At 66.1% G+C, this 15,664-nt stretch carries 18 protein-coding genes; 5 read left to right on the plus strand and 13 right to left on the minus strand.

The window, feature by feature from the left end; all coding sequences use genetic code 11:
• Positions 1–4 precede the first annotated feature (4 nt).
• The 5 genes from AC06FB_RS10700 to AC06FB_RS10720 form a co-directional block, all read right to left on the minus strand.
• Positions 5–1,348 carry an LLM class flavin-dependent oxidoreductase gene (locus AC06FB_RS10700; protein ID WP_262218436.1) on the minus strand — a complete coding sequence of 448 codons (1,344 nt, stop codon included), beginning with the start codon at positions 1,346–1,348 and terminating at the stop codon, positions 5–7.
• A gap of 18 nt (positions 1,349–1,366) precedes the next feature.
• Positions 1,367–2,362 (minus strand): LLM class flavin-dependent oxidoreductase, encoded by a 996-nt coding sequence (locus tag AC06FB_RS10705; RefSeq protein ID WP_053517564.1) that lies wholly within the window; start codon positions 2,360–2,362, stop codon positions 1,367–1,369.
• A gap of 14 nt (positions 2,363–2,376) precedes the next feature.
• Entirely contained in the window at positions 2,377–2,739 is a 363-nt protein-coding gene (locus AC06FB_RS10710; RefSeq protein WP_053517565.1) for a DUF3088 family protein, read from the minus strand.
• A gap of 159 nt (positions 2,740–2,898) precedes the next feature.
• Positions 2,899–3,480 (minus strand): FMN reductase, encoded by a 582-nt coding sequence (gene msuE, locus AC06FB_RS10715; protein ID WP_478053681.1) that lies wholly within the window; start codon positions 3,478–3,480, stop codon positions 2,899–2,901.
• Between the two features lie 52 nt (positions 3,481–3,532).
• Entirely contained in the window at positions 3,533–6,109 is a 2,577-nt protein-coding gene (locus AC06FB_RS10720; protein WP_478053682.1) for a TonB-dependent receptor plug domain-containing protein, read from the minus strand.
• 260 nt (positions 6,110–6,369) lie between these two features.
• On the opposite strand from AC06FB_RS10720, the gene AC06FB_RS10725 reads away from it, so the two are divergent.
• Both AC06FB_RS10725 and AC06FB_RS10730 read left to right on the plus strand, forming a co-directional pair.
• Positions 6,370–7,371 carry a helix-turn-helix domain-containing protein gene (locus AC06FB_RS10725; protein ID WP_065181364.1) on the plus strand — a complete coding sequence of 334 codons (1,002 nt, stop codon included), beginning with the start codon at positions 6,370–6,372 and terminating at the stop codon, positions 7,369–7,371.
• 86 nt (positions 7,372–7,457) lie between these two features.
• Positions 7,458–8,702, plus strand: coding sequence for a hypothetical protein (locus tag AC06FB_RS10730; protein WP_478053683.1), 1,245 nt, complete (start codon positions 7,458–7,460; stop codon positions 8,700–8,702).
• Between the two features lie 24 nt (positions 8,703–8,726).
• Here the strand turns inward: AC06FB_RS10730 and AC06FB_RS10735 are convergent, their stop codons facing one another.
• The 3 genes from AC06FB_RS10735 to AC06FB_RS10745 all read right to left on the minus strand — a co-directional run bounded on the left by AC06FB_RS10735 (position 8,727) and on the right by AC06FB_RS10745 (position 10,902).
• Entirely contained in the window at positions 8,727–9,212 is a 486-nt protein-coding gene (locus AC06FB_RS10735; protein WP_322523450.1) for a hypothetical protein, read from the minus strand.
• A gap of 96 nt (positions 9,213–9,308) precedes the next feature.
• Positions 9,309–9,893, minus strand: a complete 585-nt coding sequence (locus AC06FB_RS10740) for a TetR/AcrR family transcriptional regulator (RefSeq protein ID WP_193396291.1) — start codon at positions 9,891–9,893, stop codon at positions 9,309–9,311.
• A 55-nt stretch (positions 9,894–9,948) separates the two neighbouring features.
• On the minus strand, positions 9,949–10,902 hold the full coding sequence (locus AC06FB_RS10745; protein ID WP_478053684.1) for an AraC family transcriptional regulator: 954 nt from the start codon (positions 10,900–10,902) through the stop codon (positions 9,949–9,951).
• A 102-nt stretch (positions 10,903–11,004) separates the two neighbouring features.
• On the opposite strand from AC06FB_RS10745, the gene AC06FB_RS10750 reads away from it, so the two are divergent.
• From AC06FB_RS10750 to AC06FB_RS10760, 3 genes are read left to right on the plus strand one after another with little or no spacing between them, the layout of a single operon-like run.
• Positions 11,005–11,841: an oxidoreductase gene (locus AC06FB_RS10750; RefSeq protein WP_478053685.1), complete on the plus strand. Its 837-nt coding sequence runs from the start codon at positions 11,005–11,007 to the stop codon at positions 11,839–11,841.
• Between the two features lie 33 nt (positions 11,842–11,874).
• Positions 11,875–12,189 carry an ArsR/SmtB family transcription factor gene (locus AC06FB_RS10755; protein ID WP_478053686.1) on the plus strand — a complete coding sequence of 105 codons (315 nt, stop codon included), beginning with the start codon at positions 11,875–11,877 and terminating at the stop codon, positions 12,187–12,189.
• Between the two features lie 2 nt (positions 12,190–12,191).
• A complete protein-coding gene (locus tag AC06FB_RS10760; protein WP_074901428.1) occupies positions 12,192–12,650 on the plus strand; it encodes an SRPBCC family protein in 459 nt (152 codons plus the stop codon).
• A gap of 22 nt (positions 12,651–12,672) precedes the next feature.
• Here AC06FB_RS10760 and AC06FB_RS10765 read toward each other — a convergent pair whose 3' ends face one another.
• The 5 genes from AC06FB_RS10765 to AC06FB_RS10785 all read right to left on the minus strand — a co-directional run bounded on the left by AC06FB_RS10765 (position 12,673) and on the right by AC06FB_RS10785 (position 15,664).
• The gene (locus AC06FB_RS10765) at positions 12,673–12,864 is read right to left on the minus strand and encodes a hypothetical protein (RefSeq protein ID WP_461289638.1); all 192 of its coding nucleotides are present in this window, start codon (positions 12,862–12,864) and stop codon (positions 12,673–12,675) included.
• 563 nt (positions 12,865–13,427) lie between these two features.
• Positions 13,428–14,138, minus strand: a complete 711-nt coding sequence (locus tag AC06FB_RS10770) for a hypothetical protein (protein ID WP_343237009.1) — start codon at positions 14,136–14,138, stop codon at positions 13,428–13,430.
• Positions 14,139–14,151: 13 nt separating this feature from the next.
• Positions 14,152–14,853, minus strand: a complete 702-nt coding sequence (locus AC06FB_RS10775) for a Tox-REase-5 domain-containing protein (protein WP_461289636.1) — start codon at positions 14,851–14,853, stop codon at positions 14,152–14,154.
• A complete protein-coding gene (locus AC06FB_RS10780; protein ID WP_053517578.1) occupies positions 14,853–15,212 on the minus strand; it encodes a hypothetical protein in 360 nt (119 codons plus the stop codon). The genes AC06FB_RS10775 and AC06FB_RS10780 overlap by 1 nt, the downstream gene beginning before the upstream one ends.
• Positions 15,212–15,664, minus strand: coding sequence for a DUF4123 domain-containing protein (locus AC06FB_RS10785; RefSeq protein WP_459061930.1), 453 nt, complete (start codon positions 15,662–15,664; stop codon positions 15,212–15,214). Before AC06FB_RS10785 ends, AC06FB_RS10780 begins: the two co-directional genes overlap by 1 nt.

A 15,664-nucleotide genomic window follows, 5' to 3' on the forward strand; every position in this document is an offset into this window, starting at 1 on the left:
CGCCTCACCCCACCTTCCGCGCCGGTTCGGCGGCCGTCGAATGACGGCTGGCCTTGTACGGCAGGCCCAGGTGGTCGCGCAGCGTCTTCCCCTCCAGTTCGCGCTGGTGATACCCGCGCGCCTGCAGGATCGGCAGTACCAGCGTCACGAAATCGTCCAGCCCCTCGCGCTGCGCCGCAAACCCCAGAATGAAGCCATCGCTGGCGCCCGCCTCGAACCAGCGGATCAACTCGTCGGCCACGTGCTCGGGTGTACCGATGAAGTTGGGCCGCGGGCTCACCGCCTGCAACGCGACCTGGCGCAGGCTCAAGCCCTGCTCGCGGGCATCCTGCTTGATGCGGTCGGTGGTGGAGCGGAACGAATTGCTGCCGATCTCGCCCAGCTCGGGGAACGGCGCGTCGGGATCGTACTGGGTGAAATCGTGATGGTCGAAGAAGCGCCCGAGGTAGGCCAGCGCATCGTCCAGGCCCGCGAGTGCGGCAATCGCCTGGTACTTGGCTTCGGCCTCCTCGGCGGTGTGGCCGACAATCGGCCCGATGCCCGGAAAGATCTTAACGTCATTGCCGCTGCGCCCGTGGGCGATGGCCGAGTTCTTCACCTTCTGGGTGAAGGCACGGGTTTCTTCCAGCGAGGGCGAGTGGGTGAATACCGCATCGGCATACTTGCCGGCCAGCGCGATGCCGTCGTCGGACGAGCCCGCCTGGAAGATCACCGGCTGCCCCTGCGCGGAGCGCTGGATGTTCAGTGGGCCTTCGACCTGGAAGAAGCGGCCCTTGTGGTCGAGGCGGCGGAACTTGTCGGTGGCGAAGAAGGTGCCCTGTTCGCGGTCGCGGATGAAGGCATCGTCGTCCCATGAATCCCACAGGCCCTGCACCACCTCCAGGTATTCGTCGGCGATCTGGTAGCGCAGCGCATGTTCCGGATGCGGGCGGCCGTAGTTGCGGCCCGATCCTTCCAGCGGCGAGGTCACCACGTTCCAGCCGGCGCGCCCACCGCTGATCAGGTCCAGCGAGGCGAACTGCCGGGCCACGGTGAACGGATCGCTGTAGGAGGTGGACAGCGTGCCGGCCAGGCCGATCTTCTTCGTCGCCGTGGCCAGCGCGGACAACAGCGAGATCGGCTCGAAGCGGTTGAGGAAGTGCGGGATCGATTTCTCGTTGATGTACAGCCCATCGGCAACGAAGCCGAACGCGATGCCGTTGTCTTCGGCCGTGCGCGCGATGTCGATGTAGAAGTCCAGGTTCACGCTGGCATCTGCCGGGTTGGACGGATGCTTCCACGCATGCATGTGGCTGCCCGGTCCCTGCAGCATGATGCCGAACGGGATGGGGCGCGGTGTCTTGCTCATGGGTATCGCTCCTGCAGGTCAGGCCACCGCCGCGCGTGGCGCGGGCGACAGCAGTTCAAGGGATGCCAGGCGTGCGTCGAGGTCGGCCACCGGCGCATCGAGGATGAATTCGCCCACGCCGAAGCGGCGGTGCAGTGCGTCCAGTTCCCCGCGCACCTGCTGCGCGTCGCCCGACAGCACGCTGGGCCGCGTCTCTTCGATACGGAAGTCGGTCACGCCCACCTGGCGGGCATACTCGGCCGCGGCGTCCGGGCTGGGCAGGTTCACCGTCTGCCCCGGGCCGAGGTGCAGCTTGTAGACACGCAATGCGCCGACATGGCGCGCCGCCGCTTCGCTGGTGGGCGCCGCGAAAGCGACGGTGGCCAGCAACGGCGGCTGCGTGGATACGGCGCGATAGGCCTCGAACGCCGCTTCGATGTGCTTCGGGTCGCCGTCGAAATGGGCGGCATAGACGAAGCGCCAGCCCAGCTCCGCCGCCTGCCGTGCGCTCTGCGGGCTGGCGCCCAGCAGGAAACGCTCGGCCGCTACCTGCGGCACCGGCCGCGCCTGCGCATTGGCATGCGCATGATCTTCGGCCAGCGAGCCGGACAGGAATCCTTCCAGATCGCGCAGCTGCTGGTCGAAGTCGGCGAAGGCCGGCCGCCCGGCGGCCAGCGCTGCGGTGGACGCCGGCAGGCCACCGGGTGCCTTGCCCACCCCCAGGTCGACGCGTCCGGGCGCCAGCGCCGCCAGCAGGTTGAAGTTCTCGGCCACCTTGTACGGCGCATAGTGGCGCAGCATCACGCCACCGCTGCCGATGCGGATGCGCCGGGTCTGTGCCAGCACCCATGCCGCCAGCACCTCCGGCGCCGGACTGGCCAGGGTCGGTGCGGCGTGATGCTCGGCAAACCAGTAGCGGTGGTAGCCCAGCTGTTCGGCACGCTGGGCCAGCTGCAGGCTGTTGCGCAGCGCCTGCTCGGCGCCTGCGCCTTCGGCCACCGGGCTCTTGTCCAGCACGCTGATGAGGTAGCTCATGTCCGCGTCCTCGCTCAGGGGTGGGCCACAGGAATGCCAAGCAGGCCATTGAGTGCGGCCAGGATCGGCTCGGCACCGGTCACGTACTGCCGGTCCTGGTAGGCACCGTTGGCGTGTTCGCTGCGCACGCCCTGCGGCAGCACCAGCTTCGGCAGCGACTGGTCCTGCTCGCCCACCGCCGCGATCACCTCGCGGCGTGGCCGCGCGAAGCCGATGCGGCGCACGTCCAGCTGTGCATCCAGGCCGTCGATGCTGGACAGCGCGCCTTCCAGCAGCAGGCTGTGCCGGCAGAAGAAGCGCTGGCCCGGCAACTGGCCGTCGACGAACTCGCGATCAAGCAGGAACAGGATGGGTTTGGGGGAGGCAGCTGCAGCCACGGGTTCGTCCTCGTCTGGGCCGGCAATGAAGTGCCGTTTCGCTATCGATGCTAGAGAAGCTGTGCGCCGCGCCCGTACCTGCTGGCGACAATCGCCGGTCGGATCCGGCCACGCAGATGCAGGTTGGCAATAAGCAGACTGCTGGCCGTTATGGGCAGCTCAGGCGATGCGGAGCAGGGGCGCCGGCCCGCTGGCGGCATGCGGCAGCAGATGCCCGGCAGCGCGCTCGGCAGCCAACTGGATGCGCGCCTGCAACGCCGCGCTGTTGATCTGCTCGCCATCGAAATCGGCTGGTGTGGCGTACACGCCGATGGGCAACGTATGCGCCTGCAGGAAGCTGAACAACGGTCGCAGCTGATGGTCGATCACCAGCGCATGCCGCTCGCTGCCCCCGGTGGCCGCCAGCAGCACAGGGGTATCCACCAGCGCCTCGAGGTCGATGAAGTCCACCAGGTGCTTGAACAACCCCGGGTACGAGCCACGATGGACCGGTGCGGCCACCACCAGCAGCTCGGCGTCCTCGAGGGTGGCCAGCGCCTGCTCCACCGCGGGCTCGGCCTCGCTGCGCGACAGCGTCTGCCCCAGCGCGCGCGCAATCGGCGCCAGCTCCACCAGTGTCACGCTGGCATGCAGGCGCTGCTGCAGCGCCTCCAGCAGGTGCCGTACCAGCAACAGCGTGCGCGAATTCACCGATGCCGTTGGCGAACCGATCAACGCAACAATCTTCAACCCAGATGACATGCCACTCTCCTCGGTAACGCCGGACGCTGGCCGGCGACGCCATGCCTGAACCTCAGAACCGGTAATTGACCCGCCCGTACCAGAACGCGCCGATCCTGCTGAGCACGTCACCGCTGTCCCAGGTGGTCTCGATGCTGGCCACGTCGGTGGCGCTGCGCGCGTACTCCGGCACCTTGCGGGTGCGCTTGTCGAACACGTTGTTGATGCCCAGCGCCGCACTCCAGCCCGCGCCCAGCTCCACACCGCCGGACAGGTTGGTCACCAGCACCGGTGGCTGCCTGTATTCCACGCCGTTGTTGAGGCGCTTGATCGACCCGTAGTAGGTAACGTCCACATTCGAGCGCCAGCGTCCGTTCTGCCAGCCCAGTCCGGCCACCTGGGTGTAGCTGGGCGTACGGAAGCGCAATGCGTACTCACCGGACCTCGTCAGCAGGTTGATGTTGGGCAGCCCCTGCAGCGCCGCAGGAATGGCGCTGACGCTGCGGATCGTGGTGCGTCCGACGTTGGCGGCGTAGCTCCAGCGCAGCTTGCCCCACGATGTGTCCTGGTTCGCCTCCAGCGTCAACTCCACGCCGCGCGTGCGGGTATCGCCCACGTTGGTGAAGTAGCTGGCATAGAACGCGTCGCCCGGCAGGATGCTGATGCCGGCCGAACCCAGCAGCGCATCGATCGTGTTCTTCTGCGCGGAGGTCAATACGGTGCCGCTGTTGTCGGTGATGCGCGCCGGATCCTGCGCGTTGTAGCCGATCTGGCTGGACTGGCCGAGCTGGCCGCGGATGTCGATCTGGTAGGCATCCACGGCCAGGTGGAAGGCCGGGCTCGGGTCCCAGGTCACGCCGATGCTGTAGTTGGTGGCCTTCTCCGGTTTCAGCGGGGTGGCACCCAGTGCCACCGCAGCGGGCGAGGACACCTGCGCCACCAGCGTCGTACCGCACGGGCAGCTGCCCGTGGCCTGGTAGAACTGCGCGCCCAGGCTTGGCGCGTGGAAGCCGTTGCTGACCGTCGCACGCACGCCCAGTGCGTCGGTGATGTCGAAGCGGCTGGTCAAGCGTCCGGTCGAGACGCTGCCGAAGTCCGAATGGTCTTCCCAGCGCGCGGCCGCATCCAGGTACCAGCGCGAGGTGACGTTGGTCGCCGCCCCCACGTACACCGCCTTGCTGTTGCGCGTGGCCTTCACCGCGTCGGCGGTGGAGTAGCCGACAAACGCAGCGGCACCGAATCCGGTGTACGACTCCCACTGCCCTGCCCCGCGCTCGTAGCGCTCGTGCTGGTACTCGGCACCGGCACTCACTTCCAGGGGTGAGGCAAAGGCCGCCACCTCAAAGCCCCGGCGCAGGTCCAGGTTGGCAATGCCCTGCTGGTAATCCAGCTTGCCGTCATAGAAGTCGGTGGGCGAGCCCGGGTACGGCAGCGAGTAGTTCACCGAGTTGCGGGTATAGGTGCGCACCGTGCTGCGGTTGCCGGTCAGGCTGGCGTCGTAGTCCCAGCCGGCCAGCTGCCCCTTCACGCCGGCGGTGCCGGTGTACTGCTTTTCCTTGGTCTCCAGCACCGGCAGGAAGCCGTCGGGAAACACGCTCAGCACCCCCGGTGTCCGGTACGTGGTGAAGATCGTGGCCGGCAGGCGGAAGTTCTGGATCGCCTGCGCGGTGCGGTCACTGGCAGTGGCGTTGGCGTAGAACTGCGCGCTCTCACCCAGGCCATGGCCCACGTTCACCGCAAACGCCTTCAGCGCATACGACGGTGAGCTGAGGATGGTGTTGGCTTCGGCATCGCGCGTGGCCTCGGCAGGGTCCGGCGTCGCACCGGCCGGCAGGCGGTTGTTCGGCCGCAACGCGACCCGGTTGCCATTGGCATCGATCGCCGGATAGCTCAGATAGCCATCGATGTAGCGTCGCGTCCGGATCGCGTGGTGCTGGCGCGTGGTCTCGCCCGAGAGATTGACGAAGCCGTCCTCGCCCCAGGGCAGGCCGACGTTGGCGCGCACGCTGGTACGCGTACCGTCGCCATCGATGCTCTGCCCGCTCTCCACCGACACCTCACCGCCCTGTGCCTGCGATTTCAGGATGACGTTGACCACACCGGTGATCGCGTCCGAGCCGTAGATGGCGGAGGCACCGTCGCGCAGCACTTCCACGTGGTCGATGGCCGACACCGGAATCAGCGCCAGATCCGCCCAGGCGTGGCCAGGAAAGCCGCCGCCGTTGGCACCGCTCACATACGCACTGGCGTTGCGGCGCTTGCCGTTGACCAGCACCAGCGTGTAGCCCGGTGAAAGATTGCGCAGCTGATAGCCGCGGATCAGGCTCTCCTGGTCGCTCTGGTAGCCACCGATCTGGCTCAGCGACGGCAGGCTGCGCTGCAGCGCTTCGAGCAGGTTGGCCTGCCCGGTCGCAGCAAGATCCTCGGCGGAGATCACGTCGATGGGCGTGGAGCTGTTCTTGACCGTGCGCGTGCTGGTGCGCGAGCCGGTCACCACCACTGCGTCCAGGGTGGATGCAGCGACGTTGGCGGCAGCCGCTGTGGTTGCCGGCTGCGCACCGGCGTCTGCCGCATGCACGGGGGCCGCTACCAGGGCGGCGGCGATCAACACAGCAAGAGGACTCAGAACGGGGGCGTAGGCGGCAGGCATGGGGGCTCGTGGGGTGGGCCGGAAACACGCTTCCATTCAAAGGCCTGTTCACCCGCCACGACAGGCGTGATCGCGTCACCCAGCCGTAACATCCGGCCACCCACATGACCGCTGGTAATGACGTTAGGCAGCGCGCTTGCATGGGGTCGGATCCCTTTCGAAGGAAACGGATCCGACCCCTGCCGCCATATATCCCGCAGGCATCACCTCATGACCGCATGCCACGCGGCGGCATGCACCATCACCGGTAGCATCAGGCCATGCCCATCCACGCTGCCGATCCCACCGCGCCGACCGTCGCCATCGTGGCCTGCCACGGCCAGGGCTTGTTCGAGTTCGGTTGTGCGGTGGGCCTGTTCGCACCGGTGCGTCCGGAACTGGGCGTGGCGTGGTACCGCACGCAGCTGTGCGCGGGCGAACCCGGTGCACTGCGCATGCTCGGCAATACGCAGGTGCAGTTGCCGCATGATCTCAACGCGGTGGACGATGCGGACATCATCGTCATTCCCGGTTGGCGCGAACCCAGTGAACGCCCGCCGCAGGCGTTGCTTGATGCGCTCGTCCGCGCCCACGCGCGCGGCGCCCGCATCGCCTCGATCTGCTCGGGCGCCTTCGTGCTGGCCTGGGCCGGCCTGCTCGATGGCCGTCAGGCCACCACCCACTGGCGGCTCACCGAAACGCTTGCGCAGCAGTTCCCCCGCATCGGCGTGCGCGACGACGTGCTCTACGTCGACGCCGGCAGCATCATCACCTCGGCCGGTTCGGCCACCGGCATGGACATGATGCTGCACATGGTGCGCAAGGATTACGGCGCACGCGTGGCCAACCTCGTTGCCGAGCGCCTGGTGCTGGCGCCCTGGCGTGATGCCGGACGCAGCCAGCGCGTCAGCCGTGCCATTCCCAGCGGCGAGCCGACACGCCTGGCCAAGCTGATGGAATGGATGCGGCGCAACCTGCGCGAACCGCACTCGCTGGGCAGCCTGGCCGAACAGGCCGCGTTGAGCCAGCGCACCCTGCAACGGCAGTTCCTCGACGCCACTGGGCTGTCACCCATCGACTGGCTGATCCGCGAGCGCGTGGCTTTCGCCCGCGAGTTGCTGGAAACCACCGACCGCCCCCTGCACTGGGTCGCCGACCAGGCCGGGTTCGGCTCGCAGGAATCGTTCCGCCGCCATTTCCGCGGGCTGGTCGATGCCAGCCCCACCGAGTACCGCAGCCTGCATCGGCAGGGCATCGCAGCCGATCGACTGGTCGGCTGCTGAGGGTAGGCCTGCGGCAACGTCCGCCTTTCCACTCCGCCATCGGACCGGCAAGATATCGCCATGTCCCGCAGGCCGATGGAACGGTGATGACTGACCGCCCTTACAGGAACTACCGCTTCGGGATAGGCGTGTCGCTGGTGCTGGCGGCGTTCATCGCCACCCTTTCGCTCATCGCTGTGGCCACCCCCAATCTGGGTTGGGGCGTTGTGGCGCTGGCCACCCTGGCGATCTGGGTGGGCGTACCGTTGCTGCTGGTGCTTGTGCTGGCGTGGCTGCGCTACATGGTACGGGACCGTGGCCAGGTGCCCGGCCGCGTGCACGCCGTGATGTTCGTGCCCACCGCCGCAGCCATGCTCATCGTTCCGCTGTGGCAGTCCCTGCAGAACACCTGGGACAGCCTCGCCGGCGGCTCGCGTGCCGCCATCGCGGAACTGCACGTCAATCTCAGCGGGCAGCCGCTGTGGCTGGACACCTCGCCGTATGCATCCACCGGCTCTGGCGCTGGGCCGGACCTGCCCATGCAGAGCGACACGCCCGAACGTTTCATCGCCTTCCACCGCTACCCCAACGCGCAGTCCGATGCAGACAGGGCATTCCCGTATGAAGGCGGACGCCTGAAGCGCTCGGTGGACCACTACCGCTACGCCACGCCCTCCGGAGATCGTGCCGTCACTGACGTGCCCTTGCTGCGCCACCCCTATCCGGACCTTGCGCCCTTCAACGCGTCATGGAGGCGCCCGGGCACGCCGGAATTGGTGCACCTCTATTACCACTACCGCGATCATGTGGAGGTCGCGCCCGCGCTCGCACGCCTCAGCGGCACTACCGCAGATGATCTGGAGCGCAGCCGCTTCGAAGGCCTGGTGCTGTTCAAGGTCCACAACTACGGCGGCGCGCCCATCGTGCGGATGGAGGTCAATGGCCTCACGCTGGACATCGGTGACGGCGCCATCGCCAGCATCCCGACGCCACCCGCGGACTGCACCGCCTACGGCTACCCGGACGGCGCCGCGCTGCTTCCGCTCGATCAGCCCTTGCAGGTCCGCTGGCAGACCAGCAGCGAGCCGATGCGCTGGCACAGCGCCCGCGTGCAGGTACCGGCGTTCCGCACGCCGCAGCCCCTGGAGGGCCAGTCAACCCTGCAGCGCGTGCTGCTGTATGTGCTGCCTGATGACGCGCTGGCCGCCGAACGCTACGCGGAAATATTCGACCGCGATACGCGGCGCGGCATCCGCGCTACTGGCCTGCCTGCGGCGGCCGCTGCCGTGGCCACCTGCGGCAGCGCCTACGCCACCTATGGCGAAGACGCGCCGCCGCCGCTGGCAGACTGAGCAGCGTCGCCGCGGCGCCTGTTCTCAGCGGCGGCCACGCATCCGCCAGCACTGTGCGATGAAACCGAGCACGAACACCACGAAACACCCCAGCAGGGTCTGCAGCACGACCGGAGCCATCGGCGCGGCCGCAATCGGATGTGCCACCGGGATGCGGGTCAGCGTTTCATTCACGCCCGGCACCAGCGACAGCAGGAAGCTGAACGACAACGCGAAGGTGGACAGATACCGCGCCGCCCGCCCCAGGAAGCGCAGGCGCGCGGCTAGCACCCCGCCGAAAGCAACCAGCAGCACGATCACGCCAAAGGCGTGGCCGGGATTGAGTCCGCCGGTGCTGGACACGGTGAACGAGGTTGCCACCGACAGCACCAGGCCCAGTAGGTAGAGCTTGCCGGCACGCGTGGCCGGATCGATGGCGCGGTGGCGGACGAAGCCATAGAGACCGGCCACGATGGGAAGCAGGCTGACGGCAGTGTGGATGGCGCCGAGGGCGGACAGCGGGTGTGGCATGGGAGTACTCCATTGGGCTTCAATAAACCTACTAGTAGGTAGGCCTGGTGGACAGAAAGAAGACCCGCGTTGCTGCAGGCCTTCCGCATACAGTTCTCAGGCGGCGCTCACCCGCGCGATCGCCAGCCGCGCCAGGGCCGCGAAGGTCGCCGCATCGCCAAACCCCCGCGCCGCCAACATCGCACCGTGCACGGACGCCATGAACGCCTTGGCTTCGTCGTCCGCCGGGCCCTGCAGGCGCAGTTGCCCCTGCGCAGCGCCCTTCAGCAGGGTACGGGTCAACCACTCGGTCAGGTCCTCGAAGTGGCCGCGCACCTCCTCGGCAATCTCCACCGGGATCATGGGTGCTTCCGCGGCCAGCATCGCGCAGATGCAGAACGACGCCGTTCCGCCGGCAATGCAGCTGGACCAGTAATCGACATAGGCGTTGAGCTCCAGCAGCGGATCACCCAGCTGCCGGTCCAGCAGCGCCAGTCCCTCGCGTGCCTCGGCCCGGTACAGCACCACCACCGTGCGCACCAGATCGGCCTTGCTGGGGAAGTGGTGATGGATGCTGGCCTTGCTGATGTTCACCCGCGCGGACACGTCCGCGTAGCTGAAACCGTTGTAACCACCGGCTTCCAGCAGGGAACGGGCCTGCGCCAGGATCTCCAGCGCCTTCGGGGACAGCGACTCTTTCATGGGCGCAAACCTACTAGTAGGTAGATAGGTCTGTCAACGGGCCGACCCGCGCCGTTCAGTGGGAAGACACATACAGCGCACCGGCCGGCGCGGGCGGCACCGCGAAGCTGCGCCGCATCCGCGCCACTTCCGCCGCCGGCGGCAGGCCGAACAGACGCTTGAACTCCCGGTTGAACTGCGACGGGCTGGCATACCCCACCGCCAGCGACGCCGCTTCGGCGGTCATCCCCTGGCGCAGCATCAGCAACCGCGCCTGGTGCAGGCGCGTGGACTTCACGTACTGCATGGGCGAAGTGCCGGTGACGTCACGGAAGTGATCGTGGAAGCTCGCCACGCTCATCCCCGCCTCCGCCGCCAGGTGTGCCACGTCCAGCGCCGTGGCATAGGCCGCATGGATCTGCCGCAACGCCCGGCCGATGCTGCCGAAACGGCCGCGCATGGCCAGCGCCTCGCGCATCGCAGCGCCCTGCGCGCCGGTCAGCACGCGGAAGTACACCTCGCGCACCAGCGCCGGGCCCAACACTGCCGCTTCCCGTGTGTCGCCCAGCGCATGCAGCAGCCGTATCACCGTGGCCTGCATCGGCGGGTCCATCGGGCTGGCCATCATGCTGCGCGCGTGTGTCTGCCCCGGCGCCTCATGCGCGTCCAGCGCAAGCAGCAGGTCCGCCGCCAGCTGCAGGTCCAGGTGCAGGTAGATCGCCAGCAACGGCGCATCCGCCGATGCGTCGGTTTCCATGGTGAACGGTACCGGCACCGACACCGCCAGGTAGTGCTGCGCGTCGTACTGGTAGACCTGCCCGCCCAGGTAGCCGCGCTTGACGCCCTGGCAGACGATCACGATGCCCGGGTCGTACAGCACCGGCGTGCGCGCCAGCGGCCGGTTCGAGCGCAGCAGGCGTACGCCCGGCACGGCGGTGAGCGTGTAGCCCTCCTCCGGCGCCAACGCCTGCAGCAGCCCCACCATGCGCGCCTGCGCATCCTGCTGCACCGGATCATCGCCAGACCGCACCGCACACCTCAGAGGAATAGGCAAGATCGGCCGAAGCTTAGGCCTGTAGGGCATCCCCCACAAGCACTACTGTGCAAGCCCGCTTTCCATGAGGCCATCACCATGTCCCCCTCCCGTCTGCTGCTCATCACCGGCGTCAGCAGCGGCTTCGGCCGCGCCCTCGCCGAACAGGCCCTGCAGGCCGGCCACCGCGTGGTCGGTACCGTGCGCAACGAACCGGCCCGCCAGGCGTTTGAATCCCTCGCTCCCGGCCGCGCGTTCGGCCGCCTGCTGGACGTCACCGACCACGCCTCCATCGACGCGCTGGTCGATGCCATCGAAAGCGGCATCGGCGCCATCGACGTGCTGGTCAACAACGCCGGCTATGGCCACGAAGGCATCCTCGAGGAATCCACGCTGGACGAACTGCGCCACCAGTTCGAGGTCAACGTGTTCGGCCCCGCCGCGCTCATCAAGGCCGTACTGCCGCACATGCGCGCGCGCCGCCGCGGCCACATCCTCAACATCACCTCGATGGGCGGCTTCATCACCCTGCCCGGCATCGCCTGGTACTGCGGCAGCAAGTTCGCACTGGAGGGCATCAGCGAGGTGCTGGGCCAGGAAGTGGCCGCGTTCGGCATCCACGTCACGGCCGTCGCGCCGGGATCGTTCCGCACCGACTGGGCCGGCCGTTCGATGGTGCGCGCACCGCGCAGCATTGGAGATTACGACGCCTTGTTCGACCCCATCCGCAGTACGCGCGAGGCCAAGAGCGGTCATCAGCTGGGCGATCCGGAAAAGGCGGCGCAGGTCATGCTGAAGATCATCAACAGCGACGCACCGCCCAGCCACCTGTTGCTGGGCAGCGATGCCGTGCAACGTGTGCGCGACAAGCTGCAGGCCATGTCCAGCCGCATCGACCAGTGGGAGGTCGTGAGCCGATCCACCGACGGCGGTTGACATGCAGGTATTTACCTGCCTATTCTGTCCGCCATGGATGCAGACAAGGTGTTCAAGGTCCTGGCCGACCCCACGCGCAGGACGCTGCTGGACCTGCTCTGCGCAGACAACGGCCAGACGTTGGGCCAGCTGTGCGAACACCTGGACATGGCCCGGCAATCGGTCACCCAGCACCTGGGCCTGCTGGAAGACGCCAACCTCATCAGCACGGTGCGCCGTGGCCGCGAGAAGCTGCACTTCATCAACCCGGTGCCGCTGCATGACGTCTACGAGCGCTGGGTACGCAAGTTCGAGCAGCAGCGCCTGAGCCTGCTGCATGACCTGAAACGAGAACTGGAAGGAGAATGACGATGTCCGCAGCGTCCACCCGCTTCATCCACGTGATCTACATCGCCTCCACGCCACAGAAGGTGTTCGAGGCCATCACCCGGCCCGAGATCGCCCGCCGCTACTGGGGCCACGAGAACGTCTCGGACTGGAAACCCGGCTCGCGCTGGCAGCACGTGCGCGCCAACGACACGCGCTCGGTCGAGCTGGTCGGCGAAGTGGTGGAAAGCACCCCACCCTCGCGACTGGTCATCACCTGGGCCGCGGCCTCGCAGGCCGACAACCCGGACAGCTACAGCCGGGTCACCTTCGAGATCGTGCCCTACCAGGACATGGTGCGGCTGACCGTCACCCACGACGATCTGGAACCCGGCAGCGGCATGGATACCGGCATCCGCCAGGGCTGGCCGATCGTGCTGTCCAGCCTGAAATCGTTGCTGGAGACCGGCAAGGGACTGGACGTGTTTGCCAAACCGAGCTGACCGGTGAGGTGTCTGGCCGCAGTCACTTCAACGCCGGGTCGATGACCGGAAGCAGCCCGAGATCCACCAGGCTCATCTCGACCTGGTTGGCCTGTTGCACGGCATGCGGGTCGGCAAGATCGAGTACGTCGGTGGCGAGGATGAGTGTTCCGTTGCCACAGCGTTCCAGCCGGGCAGCCGCGGGAATCTGGTCTGCAGCGAGAGGGGCGTCCACGTACCCCATCCAGCCCAGAAACTCGCGGTGCGGGAAGGGCGCGATCGCGGCTGTAGAGCAGCAACTGGCCATCCACCCGCTGCTGGACATTGGTCTGGGCGAAGCTTATCGGCAAAGTCCTGAGTACCGCAGACAACATGGTGCCCACTACATTTCCGGGAGACCGGTAGGCCTTCTCGATACGGTCAACGTGGAACCGAAGGACGCCAAGATTGGGCTGGTAGCTCACTCCTGCGCCGCCACGCTTCGTCCAGTCGCTATCGTTTCCGGAGTTGGTGATCATGATTCCTTTGCTGCCGTCCGACGGCTGGCCCGGGAACTCCCTGGCCCACCGATGATCGTCTTCCTCGACACGCGCCACGAATGCACGGCTGTCGCTGAGGGGAACATAGGGGTCTCTGGCAGATCGTGGATTTGCCCACCATTGTCTGAAGAGCGGGTCGGCACTGGACAGGTTGAGAATAAGCATCGACAGGTCGTCCCACACCTGCTCGGCAGTGCGAGCCCGATGGGGATAGCGGCAGACCAGGGTGATATTCACGGCATCTCCTCAGCAACGAGTGCTACTTCAACGCAGGGTCGATGACCGGAAGCAACCCAAGATCGACCAGGCTCATCTCGACCTGGTTGGCCTGTTGCACGGCATGCGGGTCGGACAGGTCGAGTACGTCGGTGGCGAGGATGAGCGTGCCATTGCCCCGTCGCTCAAGCTTTGCCGCAGCAGGAACCTGATCACGGGTGAGCGCCTCATCCACGTATCCCATCCAGCCCAGGAACTCACGATGGGGAAACGGTGCTCGATGCAGGCTGTAAAGCAGTAGATCAGCACCCACACGCTGTTTCACGTTCGTCTGTATCAAACACACATCGGGCCGCTTGGACATCGCATCCAGAATCGTCCACAGCACGCGCGATGGCCGCTCGAAGACCACCTCCACATCGCTGATGCTGATCCGAATCGAGCCAAAGCTTGGAGAGATCGCCAGCCCAACCCGTCCGCGCGCCCTCCAGCTCGCCTCATCTCCCGCGTTCGTCAACAGCAGGCCGGGAGCGCCGGCATGCCGAAGCTCTGGAAACTCGGCATCGTCCGCTTCCATTCGGGCGATGATCCTCGATCGCTCTACGAATGACACGAAATGGTCCTTCGGCCCTTTCGGCATGCCCCACCATTGCCGGAAATCAGGCGTGAGCTCTCCAAGATTCTCGATCAATGCAGCCGAATAGGCGTATGCCTCTGAGAGAGACAGCCTCTGTGGGACGAACTTCACGGTCAAGGTAACGATCATCTCAAATGGCACCCAGCACGTAAGGGGTATGGCGCGCACTCTCAGTTGGAATCCCGGCTTCAATTCCAGCAATGAAAGCGACGACGTCCATGAAGTGCCACTCAAGCTTCCCTCTAGGCATTGCAGGGGCGACGAGCGCGGATTGCACTCTGTAACTTTTGAGCCAGGACTCAGTTACGGCAAACGTAAATGGCGTTGCATCACGGCCATATTCGTCGAAGAATTTTTCAAAGTTGGCCTTCGCTTCAACCACGGTACACCGATCTCGCCAGAAGCCATCAAACGAGGTACCTCCGTATAGCCATTCAAGGGTGGTGTACTCTCCGCCCTTGCCAAAGAACCCCTTTACGACTTCTACGCCAATGCTCACGATCTCGTCAGCACTATCGCCTCGGCGTACATAGCCAAACCGCTCCGGACCGGCAAACATGTTGGCGATCTGTAGCTGGTAGTCATAGTTGATGCGTGTGCTCAAGGTTATGTATCTCGGCGTCGGCGGCTGCCCCACTCGCCCATTCCCCAGCAAGCACTGATTGCACTCGCTGTGGTCTGGCACATCAGAGCAGTCTGCTTCTCGACTTCGGACGTCTGGCTTGTCCTTGACGGCGTCGTTCGCCGCGGTGGCCGCGGCTGCCGCTGCCGCCGCCGCAGCGGCTCTCTCGGCCAGCTTGCCTATGCCCCAACGAACAGGAACCGCAACCATCACTCCTCTCCCTTCGGCCACCGATGCAAGGCGGCCAAGGCTCCGAGCACATCAGCCGCCTTGGTGCTCGGATGCTCCGCGTGGCGAATCGCGATATCCACTTCAGCATTGCGATGAAGCTCACCACCACTGCCGACATCCGTTTTCGTCCAGGCAACGAGCACCGGAAGGTGGGTGATGCCCAACTCGTAGGCCGCGTAGGCATAACAGCGATCGGTTTCCGCAAGAAGTGCGGCGTCATCCATGCCAAGGACCCGTTCGGGCATGTCACGACGAATCTCGCCAGCAAGCTTGGGGAGGAAATCGAACAGATCAGGCAAGCGCAGCAACGCCTCCTGCCTGGCACTGAACGTCAGCATCAGCTTTTCTCCACAACGTCGCGATCCAGCTGCCACTGCTGCCCCTGCAGCCAGACTGACCACCGGAGGAATGGCGCCATGAACGCTCTCTTCTGTTCACGCGTCATGACGGTCCACACACGATACAAGGCGCGTCCATCCCAGAACCGGAACAGCGCCAAGCCTCCATCTGACAGCCGTACGTCCAGGCGGGCTTGAAGATGCTCGATGACGGCGCCAACCGGCTCGTCACTGGTCACCCAGCACACCCGTCCCGGACGCGCCTCAAGATTCAGCAGCCATCGGCGCACCCATCCATCGCCATTCAACTGGATCAGCCAAGGCCCAACATCGGCGCTGCTGGCTTCAGGCTGATGTTCAAAGAGCGGCCACGCAATGCCCGATGTGGCATAACCCCCCAGAACATTGGCAATCTGCGGGGACGCAGCGGCGTCAACAATGGCGTATTCCAT

This window comes from Stenotrophomonas sp. Steno-C15, assembly GCF_056393265.1.